Source organism: Novosphingopyxis baekryungensis DSM 16222, assembly GCF_000420305.1.
GTDB lineage: Bacteria > Pseudomonadota > Alphaproteobacteria > Sphingomonadales > Sphingomonadaceae > Novosphingopyxis > Novosphingopyxis baekryungensis.
In genome coordinates this window covers 146,431-169,101 of sequence record NZ_ATUR01000002.1, presented here as the reverse complement: position 1 = coordinate 169,101, position 22,671 = coordinate 146,431, and the positions used below count along the sequence as shown (strand labels likewise).

Annotated in this window: 23 protein-coding genes, 1 tRNA gene and 1 riboswitch; of the genes, 8 read left to right on the top strand and 16 right to left on the bottom strand. The window is 63.5% G+C overall.

Features of this window, described 5'->3' with window-relative positions; translation table 11 throughout:
• Positions 1-10 precede the first annotated feature (10 nt).
• Positions 11-214: riboswitch (cobalamin riboswitch) on the bottom strand.
• Between the two features lie 91 nt (positions 215-305).
• Positions 306-623: a 2Fe-2S iron-sulfur cluster-binding protein gene (locus G410_RS0100905; RefSeq protein WP_022671776.1), complete on the top strand. Its 318-nt coding sequence runs from the start codon at positions 306-308 to the stop codon at positions 621-623.
• A 102-nt stretch (positions 624-725) separates the two neighbouring features.
• On the opposite strand, the gene G410_RS0100900 is transcribed toward G410_RS0100905, so the two are convergent.
• The 7 genes from G410_RS0100900 to glpD form a co-directional block, all read right to left on the bottom strand.
• A complete protein-coding gene (locus tag G410_RS0100900; RefSeq protein WP_022671775.1) occupies positions 726-1,517 on the bottom strand; it encodes an NUDIX domain-containing protein in 792 nt (263 codons plus the stop codon).
• Positions 1,518-1,560: 43 nt separating this feature from the next.
• Positions 1,561-2,967, bottom strand: a complete 1,407-nt coding sequence (locus tag G410_RS0100895) for a sensor histidine kinase (protein WP_028970899.1) — start codon at positions 2,965-2,967, stop codon at positions 1,561-1,563.
• A 5-nt stretch (positions 2,968-2,972) separates the two neighbouring features.
• Positions 2,973-3,689 (bottom strand): response regulator, encoded by a 717-nt coding sequence (locus tag G410_RS0100890; RefSeq protein WP_022671773.1) that lies wholly within the window; start codon positions 3,687-3,689, stop codon positions 2,973-2,975.
• 106 nt (positions 3,690-3,795) lie between these two features.
• The gene (locus G410_RS17225) at positions 3,796-4,509 is read right to left on the bottom strand and encodes an EF-hand domain-containing protein (protein ID WP_022671772.1); all 714 of its coding nucleotides are present in this window, start codon (positions 4,507-4,509) and stop codon (positions 3,796-3,798) included.
• Positions 4,510-4,678: 169 nt separating this feature from the next.
• Positions 4,679-5,200 carry a DUF421 domain-containing protein gene (locus G410_RS0100880; protein ID WP_022671771.1) on the bottom strand — a complete coding sequence of 174 codons (522 nt, stop codon included), beginning with the start codon at positions 5,198-5,200 and terminating at the stop codon, positions 4,679-4,681.
• A 54-nt stretch (positions 5,201-5,254) separates the two neighbouring features.
• Positions 5,255-5,328: transfer RNA gene (locus tag G410_RS0100875), tRNA-Gly, on the bottom strand.
• A 36-nt stretch (positions 5,329-5,364) separates the two neighbouring features.
• A complete protein-coding gene (glpD, locus tag G410_RS0100870) occupies positions 5,365-6,855 on the bottom strand; it encodes a glycerol-3-phosphate dehydrogenase (RefSeq protein WP_028970898.1) in 1,491 nt (496 codons plus the stop codon).
• 74 nt (positions 6,856-6,929) lie between these two features.
• Here glpD and G410_RS0100865 point away from each other — a divergent pair, with 74 nt between their 5' ends.
• Positions 6,930-8,399, top strand: coding sequence for an FGGY family carbohydrate kinase (locus G410_RS0100865; RefSeq protein ID WP_022671769.1), 1,470 nt, complete (start codon positions 6,930-6,932; stop codon positions 8,397-8,399).
• A 113-nt stretch (positions 8,400-8,512) separates the two neighbouring features.
• Here G410_RS0100865 and G410_RS0100860 read toward each other — a convergent pair whose 3' ends face one another.
• The 3 genes from G410_RS0100860 to petA are packed head-to-tail and all read right to left on the bottom strand — an operon-like array spanning position 8,513 to position 11,276.
• Positions 8,513-9,343: a cytochrome c1 gene (locus G410_RS0100860; RefSeq protein WP_022671768.1), complete on the bottom strand. Its 831-nt coding sequence runs from the start codon at positions 9,341-9,343 to the stop codon at positions 8,513-8,515.
• 18 nt (positions 9,344-9,361) lie between these two features.
• Positions 9,362-10,699, bottom strand: coding sequence for a cytochrome b (locus G410_RS0100855; RefSeq protein WP_022671767.1), 1,338 nt, complete (start codon positions 10,697-10,699; stop codon positions 9,362-9,364).
• A 10-nt stretch (positions 10,700-10,709) separates the two neighbouring features.
• Positions 10,710-11,276, bottom strand: coding sequence for a ubiquinol-cytochrome c reductase iron-sulfur subunit (petA, locus tag G410_RS0100850; protein WP_022671766.1), 567 nt, complete (start codon positions 11,274-11,276; stop codon positions 10,710-10,712).
• Between the two features lie 234 nt (positions 11,277-11,510).
• Here petA and G410_RS0100845 point away from each other — a divergent pair, with 234 nt between their 5' ends.
• The gene (locus G410_RS0100845; protein ID WP_022671765.1) at positions 11,511-11,960 is read left to right on the top strand and encodes a tRNA (cytidine(34)-2'-O)-methyltransferase; all 450 of its coding nucleotides are present in this window, start codon (positions 11,511-11,513) and stop codon (positions 11,958-11,960) included.
• Between the two features lie 34 nt (positions 11,961-11,994).
• The gene (hemF, locus tag G410_RS0100840; protein WP_033317264.1) at positions 11,995-12,873 is read left to right on the top strand and encodes an oxygen-dependent coproporphyrinogen oxidase; all 879 of its coding nucleotides are present in this window, start codon (positions 11,995-11,997) and stop codon (positions 12,871-12,873) included.
• 49 nt (positions 12,874-12,922) lie between these two features.
• Here hemF and G410_RS0100835 read toward each other — a convergent pair whose 3' ends face one another.
• Entirely contained in the window at positions 12,923-13,681 is a 759-nt protein-coding gene (locus tag G410_RS0100835; protein ID WP_156851809.1) for a DUF7847 domain-containing protein, read from the bottom strand.
• A gap of 98 nt (positions 13,682-13,779) precedes the next feature.
• Here G410_RS0100835 and lipB point away from each other — a divergent pair, with 98 nt between their 5' ends.
• From lipB to G410_RS0100820, 3 genes are read left to right on the top strand one after another with little or no spacing between them, the layout of a single operon-like run.
• Positions 13,780-14,460 (top strand): lipoyl(octanoyl) transferase LipB, encoded by a 681-nt coding sequence (gene lipB, locus G410_RS15100; protein WP_022671762.1) that lies wholly within the window; start codon positions 13,780-13,782, stop codon positions 14,458-14,460.
• Between the two features lie 22 nt (positions 14,461-14,482).
• Positions 14,483-14,785: a hypothetical protein gene (locus G410_RS0100825; protein WP_022671761.1), complete on the top strand. Its 303-nt coding sequence runs from the start codon at positions 14,483-14,485 to the stop codon at positions 14,783-14,785.
• Between the two features lie 57 nt (positions 14,786-14,842).
• On the top strand, positions 14,843-16,207 hold the full coding sequence (locus G410_RS0100820) for an NAD-dependent succinate-semialdehyde dehydrogenase (protein ID WP_022671760.1): 1,365 nt from the start codon (positions 14,843-14,845) through the stop codon (positions 16,205-16,207).
• A 228-nt stretch (positions 16,208-16,435) separates the two neighbouring features.
• On the opposite strand, the gene G410_RS0100815 is transcribed toward G410_RS0100820, so the two are convergent.
• The 5 genes from G410_RS0100815 to G410_RS0100795 all read right to left on the bottom strand — a co-directional run bounded on the left by G410_RS0100815 (position 16,436) and on the right by G410_RS0100795 (position 22,333).
• The gene (locus G410_RS0100815) at positions 16,436-18,103 is read right to left on the bottom strand and encodes a long-chain-fatty-acid--CoA ligase (RefSeq protein ID WP_022671759.1); all 1,668 of its coding nucleotides are present in this window, start codon (positions 18,101-18,103) and stop codon (positions 16,436-16,438) included.
• Between the two features lie 272 nt (positions 18,104-18,375).
• The gene (locus G410_RS15095) at positions 18,376-19,083 is read right to left on the bottom strand and encodes a DUF1013 domain-containing protein (protein WP_084488834.1); all 708 of its coding nucleotides are present in this window, start codon (positions 19,081-19,083) and stop codon (positions 18,376-18,378) included.
• Positions 19,084-19,215: 132 nt separating this feature from the next.
• Positions 19,216-20,247 (bottom strand): glycosyltransferase family 4 protein, encoded by a 1,032-nt coding sequence (locus G410_RS0100805; protein WP_022671757.1) that lies wholly within the window; start codon positions 20,245-20,247, stop codon positions 19,216-19,218.
• Positions 20,248-20,258: 11 nt separating this feature from the next.
• Positions 20,259-21,155, bottom strand: coding sequence for a UDP-2,3-diacylglucosamine diphosphatase (locus G410_RS15090; RefSeq protein ID WP_051137184.1), 897 nt, complete (start codon positions 21,153-21,155; stop codon positions 20,259-20,261).
• Positions 21,156-21,325: 170 nt separating this feature from the next.
• A complete protein-coding gene (locus tag G410_RS0100795) occupies positions 21,326-22,333 on the bottom strand; it encodes an NAD(P)H-quinone oxidoreductase (RefSeq protein ID WP_022671755.1) in 1,008 nt (335 codons plus the stop codon).
• Positions 22,334-22,423: 90 nt separating this feature from the next.
• Between G410_RS0100795 and G410_RS0100790 the strand changes: the two genes are divergently transcribed.
• Positions 22,424-22,615, top strand: a complete 192-nt coding sequence (locus tag G410_RS0100790; protein WP_022671754.1) for a DUF1192 domain-containing protein — start codon at positions 22,424-22,426, stop codon at positions 22,613-22,615.
• The last annotated feature ends 56 nt before the right edge of the window (positions 22,616-22,671 follow it).

The following is a 22,671-nucleotide window of genomic DNA, read 5'->3' as shown; positions in this document are numbered from 1 at the left end:
CGCCCGGCCGAAAAGACAGCGGCTACGGGCAGGTCTCCTGACTTCCGGGTCATCGCGGATCGCCCCACCTTCCCGGCGCCGGAGCGCCAGTGGCATATCGGGACGATCGCTCGCCGGTCACAGTTGCGGGGGCAGCGCCGGGTTTGGGACTATCCCGCACCGGCTTCCCTCTTCGTCCCGCCTCGCAGCGGAAACCCATGGCCTGGCAGGGCCGATAGTCGTTCGGCCATGACAAGGCAACGCCCTTTCCATCTGCCGAATGGCGGCTTATGTCGGCCCCCGAGAACAGGAAAGCAGGAGTGAACATGCCGACGATCAGGGTTACCGGACGCGATGGAGAAGAACGTGCGGTGGAGGCCGAGGACGGCCTGACATTGATGGAAGTGATCCGCGACAATGGCTTTGACGAGTTGCTGGCGCTGTGCGGTGGCTGCTGCTCCTGCGCCACCTGCCATGTTCATATCGATCCGGATTACGCAGCCAAGCTGCCGAAGATGGATATGGATGAGGACGATCTTCTGGAAAGCTCGGACCATCGCAACGAAACGTCGCGCCTGTCCTGCCAGGTCCCGATCACGGACGAACTGGACGGCCTGAAGGTCACCATCGCACCGGAAGACTGAGCCACGGAATCGGGCTCCATTGGCGTCACCGCGGCCTGTGCCGGGGTGATGCTTTTCTATGGGAACAGATGTGCCGCGCCGCGCTTCACACCGGTGAAGCTTTCATCCGCGTTTGGCGGAGGTGATCGGCTCTTCCAGCACCGGATAGCCATGGCCGTCCGGCAAGCAGATATACTGGCCATCGTCGCGGTCCTCGACAAAGGTCAACACGGTCCGGACGGGCACGCTGTCCGCATGCTTGCGGGCGCTGGCGAAATCTTCAAATTGCGCCAGCCGCTCCAGATTGCGGCGGGTCGGGAAGATGATCGACAGTTCGCCGGCATCCGCACGGTCCAGAACGGTCTGCGCGCTGGCCCAGAAAAGCGACGTATTTTCGGTCTGATCGGCCACGCCCTCCAACCTGGCAACGCCCGCATCGGCAATGTAGAAGCGCGCATCGAACACCCGCGTCTCGAGCGATCCGGGTGGCCGCCAGCGCGACCATGGAATGAAACTCGCCAGATCCAGCGACCAGCCGAGTTCCTTCAACATCGTGGAGAAAAGCGCGCCACCATTCAGCGCATCGCGTGCCGGATCGAGCACGATTGCAGCGGGGCGTCTGCCATCCTGCGCAATGCCGATCGCGAGCCCGGTTTCCTCAAGCGTCTCGCGAATGGCAGCGATGCGGGCTGCCGCGTCGTCGCGGTCCAGCTCGGGCGCCAATGTTTCGGCCAGCATGTAATCGTCCGGGTCCACGCGCCCGCCGGGGAAGACCGCGGCGCCGGGCGCAAAAACCATTTTCGCGGACCGCTCGACCATGCAAAGCAACGGCGGCCCGCCATCCGGATCGGTGCGGAATATCACCACGGTGGCGGCGGGCGTGGCCTTGGGCAAGCTGTCTGAATCTGCGCTCATGGGTCTATAGCTAGCCACTGCGGCCGCGCCGCGCCAGCGCCGATCATCCAGGTAGGCTCAGCCGCGCCGTCAGCCCGCCGCCCGGCCGGTTTACCAGCGTCACGGCGCCGCCATGCTGCCGCGCAATGGCGCGCGCGATGGTCAATCCCAGGCCGCTGCCCCCGGTCGCCCGGTTGCGCGACGCCTCGGCACGGACAAAAGGTTCGAACATCGTTTCGATTGCGGCCTGGTCGATGCCCGGCCCATCATCGTCGATCGTCACGCAAACACTGCCACGGTCGCGCGCCACGTGGACGCGGGCAACACCGCCATATTTCAGCGCATTTCCAATCAAGTTGCGCAAGGCGCGGCGGATGAGGACGGGGCGTATGTCCGCGATCACCAGCCCGCTGGCATCGGCCAGCGTTGCCGCACCGCCGCGATCGACAAACTCCGCCACCACGGTTTCGGTCAGCGCCGTCAGATCGGTGCGGCGCAGCGCCTCGCCCGACCGGCCGAGCCGCGCCAGCACAAGGATATCGTCGAGAATGCCCACCATCTCATCGATGGAGGCCGCCATGCGTTCACGCTCCTCATCGTCATCGACCGATTCGATCCGCACGCGCAGCGCGGCCAGCGGCGTCTTCAGATCATGGCCGATGGCGCCCAGCATCACGTCCTTTTCGCCGATAAGGGCGGTCACGCGCCCCTCCATCGCGTTGATCGCTGCAATGAGATTGCGGATATCCTCGGGCCCTTTCTCGGCCAGTGGGGCATGGACGCTTTCGGCGCTGAACGCATTGGCGCGCCCCGTCAGCGTGCGCAGAGGCCGCGTTACCCGGTGCGCGATAAAGGCGAGCGGCAGGAGAATGGCGAGATACAGGATCAGCGTTTGCCCGATCAGCCAGCCTATCACCGGCGCACCGCGCTGCGGCAGGGCGGAGGCGGTGCTGACCCACTGCCCGGAGCCAAGCTGTGCCGACACGACCAAGGAACGCCTGGCTGGCGCGGCACCGGGCCTCAATCGATCGCGCAGCCCTGCCTGCGGTCCATCCCGCCGGCGCATGGGGGGCGGAACATCCGCGCGATCGGCCAGCGTGACGCGCACCGCCTGAAACTGCACATCGTTCTGGCGCGCCGCGTCCATGATGCGCAGCGCAGCGTCGGGCTGTGATTCGCCCGCCACAGCCGGCGGCGTGCTGCTGAACAGGGTGCTATTGCGGCGCCGAACGCCTTCACCACCACGGCGCTGCGGTGGCCGATCGGCGCGGCGCTGCATGCGCTGGGCCCGCCGGTCGTCACTGGCGACAAAGATCAGACGGCCCCCGGCAAAAGCCGATGCCTGCCCAATGGCCTGCGTCTCTATGCTGCGCAGCAGCAGCACGAAATTCACCGTCTGCGCCAGACCGAGCGCCAGCGCTGCGGCCAGCAGGATCTGGCCAACCAGCGTACGCGGCCACAGGCGCTGCAAGACATTCACCCGGTCCGCACCTCGGTGGCCAGCCGATAACCGCCGCCCCACACGGTTTTGATCAGCACAGGGTTTTTCGGATCGACTTCGATTTTCTTGCGCAGGCGGCTGATCTGGTTGTCGATTGCGCGGTCGAACGGGCCGGCCTCCCGCCCCTGGGTCAGATCCAGCAGCTGGTCGCGGCTGAGCACCTGGCCCGGCCGCTGCACCAGGGCCTCGATCAACCGATATTCTCCGCTGGAAATCGGCACCAACGTGCCGTCCGCGGCATAAAGCTCCTGCTCGGCGGTTTTCAGGGTCCAGCCGGCAAAGCGATAATCGGTGCTGTCCCCACTTTCCACGCGAACGCCCTGCGCGGCGCGGCGCAGGATGGTCTTGATCCGTGCCACCAGCTCACGCGGGCTGAACGGCTTCACGACATAATCATCGGCGCCCATTTCCAACCCGACGATCCGGTCGGTCTCTTCCGATCGTGCCGTCAGGAGGATCACCGGCATCTCGCCATGCGCGCGGATATGCCGCGTCAGGCTGAGGCCGTCCTCGCCGGGCATCATGATATCAAGCAAGACCAGATCGATGCCATAGGCACCGAGGGCGGACCGGCCGCTGGCCGCGCTTTCGGCCTCGGTAACGCGAAAACCCTGCCGCTCCAGATAGCGCGCCAGGGGATCGCGGATCGAGGTTTCGTCATCGATCAACAGCAAATGCGGACGGCCGGACATATCAGCGCTCCACCATGGGTTGAGGGGCACGGCGTCCCTCCGAAGAGTTGACCGTACCCCTCCCGATGCCACACTCGGGGGGAGGATGAGCGGACACCGGTCTCGTTCAGCCGTCCTGGCTGGCAGCCTGGCGCCGCGCCTTTCGCGCGTCACGGGCAGCCTGCCGCTCGGCGGCGGATATTGTTCCGTCGCCGTCCCTATCGACCTTGTCGAAACGCGCAAGAGCCGCCGTGCGCATTTCTTCGATGGAAATCGTCCCATCGCTATTGGCATCGGCCCTGTTCATCATGCCTTTTCCGCCACGATGATGGCCGCGATGACCGGCACGCTTGCTGGCCGGGCGATCGGCGCGATCAGGGCGCGCTGAAAATTCGGCGAGGCTCAGCTTGCCATTGCCATCCCCATCGCGCGCGGCGAAGCGTTCGGCCATGCGGGCGGTGCGATCCCCACCTTTTCCGGCGCGCTTTGCTCGGGCGTCGGCCCATTTCTGCTGCTGTTCGACCGTCGGCGCGGGGCGATCGGCGCGGCGTTCGCGCATTTGGTCATGACGCATCTCGCGTCCGGCCCGCAATTCCTCGGGCGTCAGTTCCCCGTCATTATTGGTATCGAGCTTTGCAAAACGCTGCGCCTGCCGCGCCGCCCGGTCGGCTTCGTTCACCACGCCATCGCCATTGGCATCCATTTTGGCAAATCGAGCGTCGACCTTGGCGATCACCTCGCTGCGCGTGGTGGGGCCGCTACGCTCGCCGCCGGACTGCGCGACCGCGGCCGTGCCAAGTGCCAGCATGGCTGCACCGGCGAAAAAGAAAGACGTTTTCATGATGGTCTACTCCGTTCTGATCATATCGTGCGACGGTGGCTTCCGGATAGAAGCGGTCCCGCCATGATCATGGAGATAGGCCCTGTTTGTCCCGAACATGTGCCGGGGCATCGCTTGATTTGTAGCAAAATGTAACGCGCCGGCGAACCGTTCATCCAGCCGGCAGGGTTCAGTCGAATCCCTGCACATTGTCCAGCAGGCGATCATCGAAAGTGTCGCCATGCAGCACGGAGATATCGCCGGTCGATTCCAGCACGACGGCACGCACCTTGTCGAGGCTCAGCGCGTTGCTTTCCCGAAGCTTGGCGATGACGTCGCTCTTGGTGACCCGGGCTGACTTCAGCGCGGCCTCATCCATCACGCCATCGCGCATCAGCAGCATCGGTTTGTTGCTGAGCACATTTTCGACATTGTCCGTGCTCTTGCGCATCTTGGCGAGCACATATTGTGCCACGAACAGGAACATGATCGCCACAAGGCACTGGATGAACGCCGGCCATTCACTGACCGTTGCGGCGCTGGCGAGGAGCGAGCCGGTGGCAACCGTCGATACGAAATCGAAGTTCGTCATCTTGGAAAGACTGCGCAGCCCCACGATGCGAATCGTGAAGACCACGAAGATCAATGCAACAACGGTCAGAACGATGCCGCGCACCGCCACATCGAGCAAAATGTCATCTGGAAAGAACATCGATTCAGAGGGTCTTTCTACAAGACTATACCGCGCACGCATTGTAACGGAGGATGGAGCGGGTAGCGGGAATCGAACCCGCATAACTAGCTTGGAAGGCTAGGGCTTTACCACTAAGCTATACCCGCGTGCGGCGTCGCTTCTGCCAGCGCATCACCCATTCGTCAATCGGGCTTCAATGCCTCGTCGAACCAGGCCGCGAATTTGGCCCGTTGTTCCGCGCTCAGATGCAGACCCAATTTGGTGCGTCGCCACAAAATGTCGTCAGCACTGCGGGCAAATTCCTCGGTTACCAGATAGCGTGCCTCGCGGGCGAACAGGCCCGCGCCGAAGTGGCGGCCCATATCCTGCACGCCCGACGCGCCGTTCATGAAGATGGTGGCGCGGGTGCCGTAAAGCCGGGCGTAGCGGGCAGAAACCGCACGGTCGAGCCACGGCCAGCGCCTGGCATAATCATCCGCCAGCGCCTTGTAGCCGTCCACCGGAAAGTCTCCGCCCGGCAAGACGGCATCGGCGGTCCATTGCGTTGCCTTGCAGTCGAGCAGAGGCGCCAGTTGACCCAAGGCATCCTGCGCAAGCACCCGATAGGTCGTCAGCTTGCCGCCCAGCACCGACAATATGGGCGCTCCGCCGGTCTCTGTCAGCTTCAGAACATAGTCCCGGGTAACGTCGGATGCATCGGCCTCATGATCGTCATAGAGGGGCCGCACGCCGCTATAGGTCCAGACCACATCATCGCGCGTCAGGTCCTGCGCAAGATAATCGTTCACGGCATCGATCAGATAGGTGATTTCCTCCTCGCTGGCCTGCGGCGGAACGCCGGGTTCCTCATGAGGTCGGTCGGTGGTGCCGATCAGCGTGAAGTCATGCTCATAAGGAATGGCAAAGATCACCCGGCCATCGCCGTTCTGGAAGATATAGGCCTGATCCCCCTCATAGGCCTTGCGCACCACGATATGGCTGCCCTTGACGAGCCTCAGCGCATGGCCGCCTTGCGGCTCTGCCAGACCGGCGACGACATCTGCCCAAGGACCGGCGGCGTTCACCAGCGCCCGCGCCTCGAACCGCTGCTCCCCGGCCGACACGACCCAGCGGTCCACGCGGCGTTCCAAGCCGGTGCAAGCGGTGCGGGTCCGAATGTCCGCGCCACGCTCCCGCGCATCGACGGCGTTCAGCACCACCAGCCGCGAATCTTCCACCCAACAGTCGGAATAGCTGAACCCGCGCGTCAGACGGTCTTCCAGCGGCGCGCCAAGCGGCGATGTGCGCAGATCATGCGTCTGCGTGGCGGGCAACAGCTCCCGCCCGCCCAGATGATCGTACAGGAACAGGCCGGTACGCAGCAGCCACGCAGGCCGCATGCCTTTATCGACCGGCAGAACAAATCGCAGCGGCCAGATAATGTGCGGCGCGGCGCGCAATAGCACTTCGCGCTCTTTCAGCGCCTTGCGGACCAGGCGAAACTCATTCTGCTCCAGATAGCGCAGACCGCCATGGATCAGCTTGGTGGCGGCAGAGCTTGTATGCGCCGCCAGATCATCCTTTTCCAACAGGAGGACGCGCAGGCCCCGCCCAGCCGCATCACGCGCGATGCCGCACCCGTTCACACCGCCGCCGATAATTGCCAGATCGTACATCGGTAAAGCCTTTAGCATGCCATGCTTTCCTTTGCAGCGTCCGATGTTACGATCCCTCGCGACGCACACGTCCGCAGCGAACAGGGGCTGAGATGAGCGACAAGGTACTGGTGATCGATGAGGGCACGACCTCGACGCGGGCGATGCTGTTTTCGCGCACGGGACAATGTCTGGACAGCGAGCAGGCGGTGATCAAGACCTTCTTTCCCGCCCCTGGCCGTGTGGAACAGGATGCGCGGGAAATCTGGGAGAAGACCCTTGCCTGCTGCCAGGCCGTGATCGCGCGCAGCGGCGGGGCACGTGAGATCGGCGCAATCGGCATTACCAACCAGCGCGAGACGGTGGTGGCGTGGGACAGCGCCACCGGGGAGCCGCTGACGCGCGCAATCATCTGGCAGGACCGCCGCACGGCGGACCGCTGCGCAGAGCTGAAGGCGGCCGGCAAGGAACCGCTGGTGCAGGCCCGCACGGGCTTGTTGCTCGATCCTTATTTTTCCGCAGCCAAGATGCGCTGGATGATCGATCATATCGACACCGTGGCCGCTGCCGGCGATCGCCTGATGTTCGGCACCATCGAGAGCTGGCTATGCTACAAGCTGACCGGTGGACTGCACATCAGCGATGCCTCCAATGCCAGTCGCACATCGCTGATGGCTTTGGACGGGCAAGACTGGGATCCGGAGATGCTCGATCTCTTCGGCGTGCCCGAAACCGCCCTTCCGGCGATCGTGGACAGCTATGGTTGCTATGCCAAGACCCAGCCAGGCCTGTTCAGTGTGGCCCTGCCGATCTGCGGCATGGCCGGCGATCAACAGGCCGCCACGATCGGGCAAGCGCGGCTGACGACGGGTGAAACCAAGGCCACCTTCGGCACGGGCGCGTTCATCTTGTCCAACAGCGGCACGGCGGTGCCCACATCCGCGAACCGATTGCTCAGCACCGTCCTGTTCCAGGAAAATGACGTGCGGCATTATGCATTGGAAGGCTCCGTCTTCGTGGCAGGCAGCCTGATCCAGTGGATGCGCGATGGACTTGGCATCCTGCAGACGGCGGCGGAAACGGCGCAGCTGGCGGCGTCCGTGCCGGATAATGGCGGGGTGGTGATCGTGCCGGCCCTGTCTGGGCTCGGCGCGCCACATTGGCGGCCGGATGCGCGGGGGTTGATCGACGGGCTCGATTTCTCGACCGGGTCCGCCCATCTTGCCCGCGCCGCCCTGGAGTCGATGGCGCATCAGACCTATGATCTGCAGACGGCATTCGCTGCCGATGGAGCAGCCTGGACCAGTTTCAGCATCGACGGCGGCATGGCGGCCAATGACTGGATGGCGCAGGATATCGCCAACATTCTGGATTTGCCGGTGGAACGCCCTGCCTTTCTGGAAACCACCGCGCTCGGCGCCGCCATGCTGGCGTCATGCGGAATCGATCTGTGCGTGCATCTGGAAGAAGCGACTAATTCTATGCGTGGTGATGTCGAATGTTTCGAACCAGCCATGGCTGCCAGCGCGCGGGACCTGCGTCTGGAACAGTGGCATGAAGCGCTGCATCGCGTGCTCGACTGAACCACGTCATCGGAGGCCTTTGCAGCCCACAAGCGAATGGCACATGGCCATGCGCAAAAAAGGGGCCAGATGGCCCCTTTTTCATATCGGAAATAACGAAGTGCCTGCGGCTGTCAGTGCTTCTGATCGATCCAGACATTGCGATACGCCATATAACCCAGCCCGGTCGCAAGGATGAGGAACAGGATCACCGCCCAGCCCGTCTGCTTGCGTGCGGGCAGCGTTGGTTCTGCCGTCCAGATCAGGAACGCCGTGACGTCCTTTGCCATCTGGGGCAGGCTGGCTTCCGTGCCATCATCATAGGTTACCTGACCGGCGCTTGTCAGCGGTGCGGGCATCGCCAGGTTCAGGTTCGCAAACCAGGGATTGTAGTAGAGGCCAGTCGACGGACGGTTTGCCTCCGGCAAGTCTGCCGGCACGGGACGATAACCGATAAGCAGCGAGTAGACATAAGGTGCGCCGCCCTCGCGCGCCTTGGTGATCAGCGACAGATCCGGCGGAACCGCATTGTTGTTCGCCGCGCGCGCTGCAACCACATTGGGATAAGGCGCGGGAAAATGATCGATCGGCAAGGAGGGGCGCGTGGCCGCCTCTCCGGTTTCCGGATTGATCGAAGGTGTCTCGATGGGCCATTCGGCCGCAATGGTCTTCGCCTGATCCTCGGAATAGCCAAGATCGGTCAGGCTGCGGAACGCCACCTGGTTGAGACTGTGGCATGCCGCGCAGACTTCACGGAAAACCTTCAGGCCGCGCTGCAGCTGCGCCTTGTCGAACGTGCCGAGTGCACCATCGCTGGGAAAACTGACGTCCAAAGGTTCCTCATGAAACTTATGCTCCACGCTCTCCTCATGCGACGAGGTCAGATATTCCACCGCTCCGGCGCCGAACGACCAGACCAGAATAGCGACGAAGAACGCGCCTATCAGATTGAGAATGATTTTCATCGGAAGTCGTCGATCCTCTTATTCGGCCGGCTGCGGCTGGGTGGCGCTACCCATGCCCGGGAGCGCGTCGCGCTCGCCCTTGATGCGATGTTTGTTGAGCACCGCTTCTGTGATCGAACCCGGCAGTGGCAACGGCTTTTCGAAATGCGAGATCAGCGGCAGCACGATCAGGAAATGCGCAAAATAGTAAGCCGCGGCAAGCTGGCTCAGCATAACCCATGGTTCCTCTGCCGGCATTTGCCCGCAGAAACCCAGCACCAGCACGTCCAACACCAGGATGATGAAGGCGATCTTGAACTTCGGCCGATAATTGCCGGACCGCACCGGGCTGTTGTCCAGCCAGGGCAGGAAGAAAAGGATCAGAATCGATGCGAACATCGCAATCACGCCCAGCAGCTTCGCCTCGACGATCGTGAACAGTCCGAAGAAGCTAAGATCGACGGTGAACGCACGCAGGATGGCGTAGAAGGGCCAGAAATACCATTCCGGCACGATATGCGCAGGCGTGGAAAGCGGATTGGCCGCGATGTAATTGTCCGCATGGCCAAGCGCGTTCGGCAGGAAAAACACCATGAACGAGAACAGGATGAGGAACACGCCCAGGCCGAAACCATCCTTCGCCGTGTAATAAGGGTGGAAGGGCACGGTATCCTGCGGCCCCTTCACGCTCACGCCGGTCGGGTTGTTGGAACCCGGAATATGCAGCGCCCAGATGTGCAGGATGATGGTGCCGGCGATCACGAACGGCAGCAGATAATGCAGCGAGAAGAAGCGGTTCAGCGTTGCCTGATCCGGCACGAAGCCGCCCAGCAGCCACTGGCGGATCGGCTCACCCACCACCGGAATGGCGGAGAAGAAGCCCGTAATCACCTGCGCACCCCAGAAGCTCATCTGACCCCAGGGAAGCACATAACCCATGAAGGCGGTGGCCATCATCAGCAGGAAGATGACAAGACCGAGCAGCCAGATCATCTCGCGCGGGGCCTTGTAGCTCCCGTAGAACAGGCCGCGGAAGATATGGATATAGACCACGATGAAGAAGAAGCTTGCGCCGTTGGCGTGCGCATAGCGCATCAGCCAGCCGGAATTTACATCGCGCATGATGGCTTCAACGCTGTTGAAAGCGGTGTCGATATTCGCGGTGTAATGCATCGCGAGGATGACGCCGGTGATGATCTGCACCACCAGCGCAACACCGGCGAGCACGCCGAAATTCCAGAAATAGTTCAGGTTGCGCGGCACCGGATAGCCAGCACCGACGGCGCTGTACACCAGCCGCGGCAGCGGCAGACGCTCGTCGATCCAGCGCATGGCCGGATTCTTGGGTTCATAATGTTTGGCCCAGGGAAAGCTCATGGTCGGATCCTCAGCCTATCTGCACGACGGTGTCGGAGGTAAAAGTATAGGGTGGCACTTCCAGATTGCGCGGAGCGGGCCCCTGCCGGATGCGCGCCGCGGTGTCGTAGGACGAACCGTGGCACGGGCAGAAATAACCGCCGAACGCACCCTTGTTCTCGCCCTCGCCCGCGCCCAGCGGAATGCATCCGAGATGGGTGCAGACGGCCAGCGTGATCAGCCAGTTCTCGTGCCCTTCTTCGGTCCGCTCGGCCAGCGTCTGCGGATCGCGCAAGGTCGACACATTGACGGCGTTCGCCTCGGCAATTTCCTTCGGCGTCAGATTGCGCACGAAAATCGGCTGCTTGCGCCAGGTGGACTTGATCGCCTGGCCGGGCTGGATGGAGGAAATATCGATATCCACCGAAGACAGCGCCCGCACATCGGCGCTGGGGTTCATCTGGTTGACCAGCGGGATAACCGCGATGGTGGCTCCGACGCCAGCGACGCCCAATGCTGCGATATTGATAAAATCGCGGCGGCGGACGCCTTCGCCGTCTTCTTTCAGGACCGGATCAGCCTGCTCGACCGTTGCCATGCGATACCCTTGCAAAGTTGCGCGCCTGACCTGACGCCGCCGGGAAGATCCATCCTACCCTGAGGCCCGAGGCGGATCGGTTCGTCGATCCAGCGCTTCGATTCAGCGGGTCTGATAGCCGGGCCTGCCCAACCTGCCAACCGCTTTTTCTGAACGGCATGATCGCGTTACGGGCGCCATTGGGGACAGCCCGGCGGGCTTACGTCGCCATCGGCTTTCGCTTATGACCCGGCGATGCGCATCGCTCTCTTCCAGCCGGACATCGCCGGCAATGTCGGCACCATCTTGCGGCTGTCCGCCTGTTTTGGCGTGCCGTGCGATATTATCGAGCCTTGCGGCTTTCCCTTCTCGGACCGCGCCCTGAAACGCGCAGGCATGGATTATGCTGCTCTCGCCCATGTGGCGCGGCATGCCGATTGGGAGGTGTTTCGCGCTGCACCGGCCCCCGGCCGCCTTGTCCTGCTCAGCAGCAAGGCAAGCGGATCGCTTTACGACTTTGCCTTTGAAGCGGACGATCAGCTTCTCTTCGGTTCGGAAAGTGCCGGCGTGCCGGAAGATGTGCGAACGCGTGCGGATGCTGCGGTGCGCATTCCCATGCGCGCCGATCTGCGCTCACTGAATCTGGCCGTCTCGGCTGGCATCGCGCTGGCCGAGGCGCTACGCCAGACCGGCCAGTTGCCCTGAAGCGCTGGCTTCCATGAATGCCACGAGGATCCGCATGCCCCATTCCCCAGACACCACCGGCCTGACCCTGGACGGTCAGCAGCAGCAGGCACGCGACTGGTTCGAGGCGCTGCGCGACCGCATCTGCGCCGAATTCGAGGCGATCGAGCGCGAGGCCGGTTCGGACGCGGCGTTCGCCTACACCGCCTGGCAGCGCGACGATCCGGATGGGCAGCCGGGCGGCGGCGGCGTGCGCGGCATGATGAAGGGCAAGATATTCGAAAAGGTCGGCGTCAATGTGTCCACCGTGGGTGGGACGTTCAATCCGGATTTCGCCGCATCAATCAACGGCGCGGCGGAGGACCCCAGCTTTCTGGCCACCGGCATCAGCCTGGTGGCCCATATGGCCAACCCCCATGTCCCCGCGGTCCATATGAACACCCGCTTTTTGACGACCACGAAGAAATGGTTCGGCGGCGGCGCGGACCTAAATCCACCGCTTCCAAAGCAGGAAGACACGGATGGCTTCCATGCCCGCCTGCGCGCAGCCTGCAGCCCCTATGGCCCCGACGTCTACGAGCGCTATGCCAAATGGGCGGAGGATTATTTCTACATCCCCCATCGCGCGGTGCATCGCGGCGTCGGCGGGATATTCTACGACCATCTGGAAGCGGACAGCGCGGCGCAGTTCGATCGCAATTTTGAGTTCAGCCGCGATGTCGGCGAAGCGTTTCTGGATGTCTATCCCGCCATCGTGCGACGCCGGATGAACGAGCCCTGGAACGAGGCCGACCGCCAGCAGATGCTGGAATGGCGTGGGCGCTATGCCGAATTCAACCTGCTCTATGATCGCGGTACGCTGTTCGGCCTGAAGACCGGCGGCAATATCGATGCGATCCTGATGAGCCTGCCGCCCGAAGCGCGCTGGACCTAAGGCCTATTTCACCCGGCGCTGCATCGGGCCGGGTGAGACAGAAAGCAGCCTAGAACGTCTCTTCCAGCTCGCGCCGGGTGAAGCTGCCGGCCAGCTGCCGATAGATCGCGGCGTACAGGGCGATGAAGATCGCGCTGAAAATCGCACCGGCGAGCGAGCTGATGATATTGTTGACGAACAGGGCTGCCTCGGTGGGCAGGAGCAGACTGACCGGAATGCCGAGCACCGCGGACACGGCCATGACGGCGATCAGCCCGACGATGCCGACAATCAGCAGCAGGAAAAATATGCGCAGGCTGTTGCCCTTGGTGGCCGCCCAGGAACGCTTCATGGCCGCAATCGGGTTGGTGATATGCTCTGCAGCCAGCGCGGCCGGTGCCAGCGAGAATTTCACCGCGAAATAGATGCCGGGAACGATCAACAGAACGAAACCGAACGCCACGGCGATGGCGGTCAGCACCGCCACCAGAAAATAGGTGATGAACAGTTTCAGCCCGGTCGAGATCGCCTGACCGATGGTCTGGTTGCCGCGCAGAAAGATCACATACAGCGATACCGAGCCGATCATCGAGACGACACTGGCGAGAAACAGGAACAGTCCATTGGCGAGAAACCATGCTTCGTAGATCTGCGCCACCTGCGAAGAGTCATTGACGCCTTCGACATCCAACCCACTGGCGAAATAGCCGATCGCGATTTGCGGCAGGAACAGGAACACTCCGGCAATCGCCAGCACGCCTTCCTTGTGCGCCTTCAACAGGCCGGTCGCATCATTCCACGCGTCCGAAAAATCGAGCTTCTTTGCCATATGTCCCATCCCTGTCATTCCTTGGCCGATTTCTAAGCGGCCATCTGCGTGCTGACAAGGCTTGCCGCCCGCCGTTCGTCGGTCCATTTCTACGCTCGATGGAAAAGATCAATCAATTGCAGGCCGGGGGTCATGACCGGCCGAACGGCGTGGCATGGGAGGAGGCCACCGGGCCCATCGCCTATCCCGAAGCCGTGGCGCGCATGGACGCACGGCAGACCGCGATTCGCGATGGCAGCGGCGAAGAGCTGATCTGGCTGCTGGAACATCCACCGCTGTATACCGCCGGGACCAGCGCAGACCCGGCCGAGCTTCTGCAACACCGGTTTCCGGTCTTCGATAGCGGTCGCGGTGGCCGCTATACCTATCATGGGCCGGGCCAGCGGGTGGGCTATGTGATGCTCAACCTCAACGAGCGCGGGCGCGACGTGCGCTGCTTCGTTCACGCGCTGGAAGGCTGGGTGATCGCCGCGCTCGGCGAATTCGGCATAGCCGCGCGCCGCGCCGAGGGCCGCATCGGTATATGGTGCGACGATGCACAGGGCCGCGAAGCCAAGATCGGCGCCATCGGCGTGCGGGTGCGCCGCTGGGTCACAGCGCACGGCTTTGCGGTGAATGTGAACCCGGACCTGAGCCACTTTGCCGGCATCGTGCCCTGCGGCATCAGTGAATTTCCGGTGACGAGCATGGCTGCGCTCGGTATCGATGCGGGGATGGCCGATCTGGATGCTGCGCTGCGCCGGCATTTCGGCAGCTTTCTGGCCGCAGTCGGCGACTGACGGATAATAGACGGAGAAGAGCATGCGCGACGCTATCCTGCCCCTCGCGGCGCTGGCCCTGCTGGCCGGCTGTGGCGGCGACAAACCCGATGCCGCGCCCGCCGACAAGGAGGTGACCGAAACGGTCATGAACAATGTCGACGATCTGGAAGGCACCATCAGCGATGACATGATCTCGATCGACGATATCCGGTCCGAAGCGCCGGAGGTGGAAGGAATTGCGTCCGAAGCCGCTGGCGACAATCCCGAAGCTAGCGGCGGCGGCACGTCCGCCGATGGCAGCGCACCGGCCGATGCCGAGCCCGCCGAACCCGACGCCGAGTAGCTGCGGAACGAACCGCTGGCTCCAACGCTTGGTCATCAAAGCGATCAGGAGCCAGATATGACGATCACGACCAGCAATCCTGCCACCGGTGAAACGCTCGAAGACTATAGCGAGCTGACCGCAGAGCAGATCGAGACCAAGCTTGCCAAGGCGGCGGAAACCTATGCCAGCTGGAGCAAGACCGACTACAAGACACGGACCGATCTGCTTTCCGCCATTGCCGACGCGTTCGAGAAAAACAGCGAGGCGCTGGGCCGCCAGATCACTTTGGAGATGGGCAAGACCTTCGCCTCGGCCAAGGCTGAGGCCGAGAAATGCGCCACCGCCTTCCGCTTCTATGCCGAACATGGCCCCGCGCTGTTGCAGGACGTCCGCTGGGGACGGGCGGAGGGCAATGTCTATACCCGGTACCTGCCCATGGGCCCGGTGCTGGCAGTCATGCCCTGGAACTTTCCGCTCTGGCAGGCGGTGCGCTTCATCGCGCCCGCGATCATGGCCGGCAATGTCGGTTTGCTGAAGCATGCCAGCGTCACCATGGGCTGCGCCGAGATGATGGACCGCCTCATCCGCGAGGCCGGTGCGCCCGAGGGCCTGTTTCAGAACCTGGTCATCAAGTCCGGCGCGGTCGCCGCTATTTTGGAAGACGACCGGGTGGTCGCGGCCACGCTGACCGGCAGCGAGGGTGCCGGCTCTGCGGTCGCCGAAACGGCGGGCAAGCAGCTGAAGAAGATGGTGCTGGAGCTGGGCGGATCCGATCCGTTCATCGTGATGCCCTCTGCCGATATCGCCGATGCGGCCGAAAAGGCGGTGAAGGCGCGCATCCAGAATACCGGACAGAGCTGTATCTGCGGCAAGCGCATGATCGTGCACGAGGATATCTATGAGGACTTCATGGAGCGGTTCCGCGCCGGCATGAAGGCGGTAAGCTGGGGCGATCCGTTCGACGAGGGCACCGACATGGGCCCCCTCTCCAGCTTCGAGCAGCGCGATACCGTGCTGGAACAGATGGAAAAGGTGCGCGGCACCGATGCCACCGTCGAGTTTGGCGGCGAAGCCGTGGGCGACGGCGGGGCGTTCATGAACGCCGGCATCATCAGCGGCATGACCACCGAAAACCCGCTGATGGAGGAGGAGCTGTTCGGGCCCGTCGCCATGGTGTTCAAGGCGGACGATATCGACGATGCGATCCGCATCGCCAACCGCTCCCCCTATGGCCTTGGCTCGGCGGTGTTCACGCAGGACGAGGCCGAGCAGCAGCGCTTCGCCAATGAGATCGAATCCGGCATGACCGCCTTCAACAAGGTTCTGGCATCGTCTCCGGAAGCGCCCTTCGGCGGCATCAAACGCTCCGGCTATGGCCGCGAGCTCAGCGCCTTCGGCCTGCACGAGTTCATGAACGCCAAGACGGTGTTCGCGGACTGAACGCTTCGAAAGCTGTCCGAAGTTGACAAAGTGAGCACGTATCGATTGCGCGCTCGCGCAATATAATTTCCTACATCGGCGCCGCAGACACCAATATCTGCGGCGCCGATGAAATCTGCTTAAGAGCGTGGCAAGCGGTTATGGCAACGCTGCCGGGCGGCGAAGGCTGCCATGGCGCGGCCTCCCATCAGGCCCGCGCGCACGCCCGGTCTCGCTACCCAGAACCGTTCAAACCCCCTCTTCGGCTCGCAGCGCCTTGCGATCCAGCTTGCCGATCATCGTCTTGGGCAATTCGTCGCGTACCACCACGGCGTTCACCCGCTCATGCTTGCCGACCTTGGGATTGAGCCAGGCCATCAGCGTCTGGCCATCGACATCCGCCCCATCGTTCAGCGTCACGAACGCCTTGGGCAGCTCACCATGATAATCGTCCGGCACACCGATCACGAGGGCATCGCGCACCGCTTCATGGGTGTAGAGCACATCCTCGATATGGCTGGGGAACACCTTGAACCCGCCCACCGAAATCATGTCCTTCAGCCGATCGACGATGGCGACGAAGCCGTCCTCGTCGATGGTCGCCACATCTCCGGTGCGCAGAAATTCCCCGTCGAACACCTTGGCGTCCGCATCGGGACGCCGCCAATAGCCCTTCATCACCTGCGGACCGGCAAAGGTCAGCTCGCCCGGCTCGCCCTCCGGCGCGGGCTTCGAGGGGTCTTCCTTGTCCAGCAGACGAATGCGCGTGCCGGGGATCGGCTGGCCGATGGTGCCGATCTTGCCCGCCCCGATATAGGGATTGCTGGACACCACGCCCGAGCTTTCGGTCAGGCCATAGCCTTCGATCAACTGCGATCCGGTGGCCTCTTCCCAGCGCGTCTTCACCGTCTGCGCCAGCGGCGCGCCGCCCGAAATGCAATATTGCAGCGAGGTAAAATCGGTCTTGCCGATGGCCGGATGATCGAGCAGCGCCTGATACATGGTCGGCACGCCGGGCATGGACACCGGCTTGGTGCGCTGGATCGCCTTCAGCGCATCGCCCGCATCGAAGCGCGGCAGCATCACGATCTCGCCGCCGCGCAGCACCGTGCGGTTGAGCACGCAGGCATTGGCGAACACATGGAACAGCGGCAGCACGCCCATGATGCGGTCCACCGCCACCGTGCCCGGATCGATCATCTGGATCTGCCGCGCATTGGCGGTCAGATTCTGATGCGTCAGCATGGCCCCCTTGGGCGTGCCGGTAGTGCCGCCGGTATATTGCAGCAGGGCAACGTCTTCGGGCTTCGGGTCATTGCCGGCAAATTCGCCGCGATTATCGATCAGATCGGACCAGCGGGTGACCGCCTTGTCCTTGGGGATCGCCGCGATATCGGCGCGCTTGAACAGGCGATAGGCCAGACCCTTGGCCGTCGGCAGCCCCTCGGCCACTGATCCGACGACCAGTTTTTCGAGCGAGCTTTCTTCCAGCACCTTCAGCGCGGTGGGCAGCAGCGCCGTGGCATCGACGGTGATGAGCAGCCGCGTGCCGCTGTCTTCCACCTGATGGCCCAGCTCCGCCGCGCTGTAGAGGGGCGAGAAGTTCACCACCACCATGCCCGCGATCATCGCGCCATAATAGGCCGCGACATAATGGGGCACATTGGGCAGGAACAGGCCCACGCGGTCACCGGGCTTCATGCCCAGATCGGTCAGGCCGGCGGCCACCTGCATGGCGCGGGCGGCCAGCGCGGAATAGCTGAACTTGCGGCCCAGAAAATCGACCAGCGGCGCATCGGGATGGTCCCGCACGGACGCGGCGAACATCTGCGGCACCGTCATCGGCGCAAAGTCCTGCGCCCATGCGCTGGGGTGGCGATATTTCGAACCGTTCCAGATGCTGTTGTCCGATGCCATAACCACTCCTGCTGTCTGCTGTTGACAGGCGTGTAAGCGAGACCAGCGACCGGAGCAACCTGCTGGTGGCAGGGCGGGTTCGATTGGCGTTGAAACGGGTTTTTTTTGCCGCCGGGAAGCGGCCTGCGGGATCAGTCTGCCAGCTCTGGGCCAACACTGGGCCAGCGCTGGCCGATCCTTCGGATCAAACCGCTTGGGCCAGAATATTCAGATACAGAATGTTCAGATAAAGGCGGGCGCCACAGGCCGCATGGCCGGCGCCCGCCTTTCTATCAGCGTTTGAAGAGGTTTTCTGCGGTAAGCTCTTCGGTGCGCGGGGCTTCGCCTTCCGCGGCATCGCCCTGCTCGCCCTCTTCGCCCTCACGCAAGGCCTCTTCCGCCACGCGCTTTTCCTCGGCCCGTTCGGCGCGCAGCTCTTCGATCAGCGCGGCACGGTCGACACCCTGCTTGGCTTCGTCGACGCCCTGCTCTTCGATGCCGGCCTTCTTAGCGGCCTTGGACACCACGGCGTCCAGCTCGCGCTGCGAACACAGGCCCAGCGTCACCGGATCCTTGGGCTGGATCTCGGCGATGTTCCAGTGGCTGCGCTCACGGATCGCGTTAATCGTGTTGCGGGTGGTGCCGATCAGCTTGCAGACCTGCGCGTCCGAAATTTCGGGGTGGTTGCGCAGCAGCCAGGCAATGCCGTCCGGCTTGTCCTGCCGCTTGGACACCGGCGTGTAGCGCGGGCCCTTGGTGCGGCGGACCTGATCGGGGCCCTTCTGGATCTTGAGGCGATATTCCTCATCGGCCTGACCGCGCTCGATTTCCTCCAGCGTCAGTTCACCCGCACGCACCGGATCGCGGCCGGTATATTTGCTGCTGGTCATGTCATCGGCCATCGCCTGGATTTCCAGGATGTGCAGACCGCAGAATTCCGCGATCTGATCGAATCCGAGCGAGGTGTTGTCGACCAGCCAGGCGGCGGTCGCGTGAGGCATCAAGGGAGCCACATTCTGGGCCACGGCATTTTCTCCAAACAATAAGGGCCACCCCTCGCGGGATGGCCGTATCGGAAGATAATGTAGGGCAAAGCCGTGGCGGCGGCAAGGCTGACGTGGCGGCACGCCGTTTCAGGCGGCGCGGCGCGGCCCCCATGGCTCGGCGCGCGGCTCCAGCGCGTCCAGAAATTGCCGCGCGCTCGCCTCCCAGGTGAAACCGGCACCATGCGCGGCGCAGGCCGCCCGGTCCAGCCCCAGCGCCTGCGTAATGGCGTCTTCCAGACGGCCAGCCATCGCGCCGCTTTCGGGGGTGAGAATATCGAGCGGGCCGGGCACCGGATAGGCGGCCACCGGGGTGCCGCAGGCCAGCGCCTCGATCATCACCAGGCCAAAGGTATCGGTGCGCGAGGGGAAGACGAAACAGTCCGCCCCGGCATAGCAGCCTGCAAGCTGCGCGCCCGACAGGGGGCCCAGAAAATGCGCCTGCGGGAACCGGCGTTCCAGCTGCTCGCGCGCCGGGCCGTCGCCCACCACAACCTTGCTGCCCGGCACATCGGCGGCCAGAAACGCCTCCACATTCTTTTCCACCGCCACCCGGCCGACATAGAGCAGGATCGGCCCCGGCAGATCGGCATAGCAAGCGGGCGGCGGCGCATCGGGGGAAAAGGCGGCAAGGTCCACGCCCCGGCCCCAATGCGCCAGATGGCCGATGCCGTGGGCGCGCAGCTGCTCGGCGATACTGTCCGTGGCCACCATCACCCGCGCGGAGCGGGCATGGAAGCGGCGCATCAACGGCCAGACCAGTTCCGGCGACATGCCGGTACGGCGGGCGACATAGTCCGGGAACATGGTGTGGAAGGCAGTGGTGAACGGGCGGCCCCGCCGGACGCACCAGCGGCGCGCCGCCAGACATAGCGGCCCCTCCGTCGACAGATGGATCGCGTCCGGCGCAAAATCTTCGAGCATGCCGCCCACCGTGCCGCTGCTGGCCAGCGCCAGCCGGATTTCCGGATAGGTCGGGCACGGAAAACTGGTGAACTGTTCGGGCGAGATGACGCGGATGTCATGCCCCATCCGGCGCAGCTGATCCGACATATTGGTCAGCGTGCGCACCACCCCGTTCACCTGCGGATGCCAGGCATCGGTGACGATGGCGATCTTCACGGCCCCCGCCCCTATTCCGCCGCCTCTAGCATCGGTTCGGCCCAGTCGGCAGCGGCCGCTGCCGGCTGGCGATCCCGCCGGGCGATCTCGTCCGCCCAGTGCAGGATTTCCATGCGCCCGTCGAAATGCTCCACCAGCGCGGTGCAACCCTCCACCCAGTCCCCGTCATTATAATATTCCACGCCGTCGATCAGCCGGAATTCGGCGGTGTGGATATGGCCGGCCACCACCCCGTCGACGCCCCGCTGCTGCGCGGCGCGGGCCACCAGCTCCTCGAAGCGGGAGATGAATTCCACGGCGTTCTTGACCTTGTGCTTGGCCGCCTTGGACAGCGACCAATAGGGCAGGCCCAGGCGGTTGCGCACCTTGTTCGTCACATGGTTCAGGCGCATCATGACGGAATAGGCCGTATCGCCGACGAAGGCGAGCCAGCGATGGGCCAGCATGATGGTGTCGAACTCGTCCCCGTGCAGCACCAGCAGGCGGCGGCCATCGGCGGTATCGTGGAAGGCGGCGCGCTTGATCTCCACCCCGCCGAAATTCAGGCCGGTGAACTGGCGAAACATCTCGTCATGATTGCCCGGAATATAGACGATCCGCGTGCCGCGCCGGGCGCGCTTGAGAATGCGCCAGACGATATCATTATGTTCGGGCGGCCAGTAGAACTTCTTCTTCAGCCGCCAGCCGTCGATAATGTCGCCGACCAGATACATCGTCTCGCTATCGACATGGTCCAGAAAATCGATGAGCATGTCCGCGGCGCATCCGCGCGTGCCGAGGTGGACATCGGAAATCCAGACGGTGCGATATTTCTTGCGGTGCACCTCTTTGGCGGCCGGCCGCTGGCGCAGGCGATCGTCATAGAGCTGTTCGTCTAGTGCGATTGGAAAATCGGTCAGAGCGTTCACCATAGCTCTCCCTTGCCTCTGCCCCCGGATCAACAAGGCGGCAATGCCATGGCATTGTGACATGGCGGCTTGGGCGCGGTGAAGCTTTTTTGACAAACACACGCAATGTCAAAGGGCTGGCCCTTCTGGACGCCGGTCCCGAATGGCTGCGCATCCTTGCCGGGAGCGCGTCAGATGGTCAGCACGATCTTGCCGACATGATCGCGGGCCTCCATTCGCTCATGCGCGGCGCTGGCCTGATCGAGCGGGAAGCTCTTGTCGATCGCGGGCTTCAGCTTGCCCTCCTCGACGAAGGACCAGACATTGCGTGCAATCTCGTCGGCCAGCAGCGCCTTGAACCCGGCATCCCGGGCACGCAGGGTCGATCCGGTCAGCACCAGCCGGCGCTGCATGATATCGAGGATGGAAATGTCGGCAGACATGCCGCGCTGGAACGCGATGGACACATGCCGTCCATCGGGCGCCAGACAGGCGATATTGCGCGCAACATAATCGCCGCCCACCATGTCGAGCACCACATTCACGCCGTCCCCGTCGGTCAGGCGCTTGATTTCCTCGACGAAATCGCAGGACTTGTAATTGATCGCCTCGGCCGCGCCGAGCGCGCGCGCGGCGGCACATTTCTCGTCCGATCCGCACGTGACATAGACGGTCAGGCCGAACAGCTTGCCCAGCTTGATGGCCATCGAACCGATCCCGCTGGTACCGCCATGGACGAGCAGGCGATCGCCCTGCCCGGCATAGCCGCGCTCGAACACATTATGCCACACGGTGAACAGCGTCTCGGGCAGCGCCGCGGCTTCCTCCATGCTGAGCGCTTCGGGCACGGTCAGGCACTGCGCCGCCGGGGCCAGGCAATATTCGGCATAGCCCCCGCCCGACACCAGCGCGCAAACCGGCTGGCCCATCATCTCGGGCCCCACGCCCTGGCCGACCGCCACGATTTCGCCCGCAATTTCCAGCCCCGGCAGATCGGATGCGCCCGGCGGCGGCGGATAATGGCCCTTGCGCTGCATGACGTCCGGACGGTTCACACCGGCGGCGGCCACGCGGATCAGCACCTCTGCCTCACCCGGTTCGGGCAGCGGCCGTTCGCTCGGCTGCAGCACCTCCGGCCCGCCATACGTGTCGATGGCGATGCAACGCATCTGAAGTGGAAGATCGGCGCGTCGATTCATCGCTTTTGTCCCCGTTCCCTGCCACCCCCCGCAGCGGCTATCGAGCCGGGGTTATTGACAGACGCAGCGCTGACGTCAACATTTCCCCATATGAACGATGCCGAAGACCCTCGCCCCTCCGAACCGCTCGGCCAGGTGCTGCGCGAAGACCTCGATCCGCTGTCGGTGGAGGAGCTGGAGGCCCGCATTGCCGCGCTGCACGGAGAGATCGCCCGGTGCGAGGCGCGCAAGACCGCTGCCGTCAGCCATCGTTCCCATGCCGACGCGCTGTTCCGGAAATGAACCGCACCCGTTGAAAGCGGGGGCAAGATTTCCGACATAAACCTTGAACAGACGCG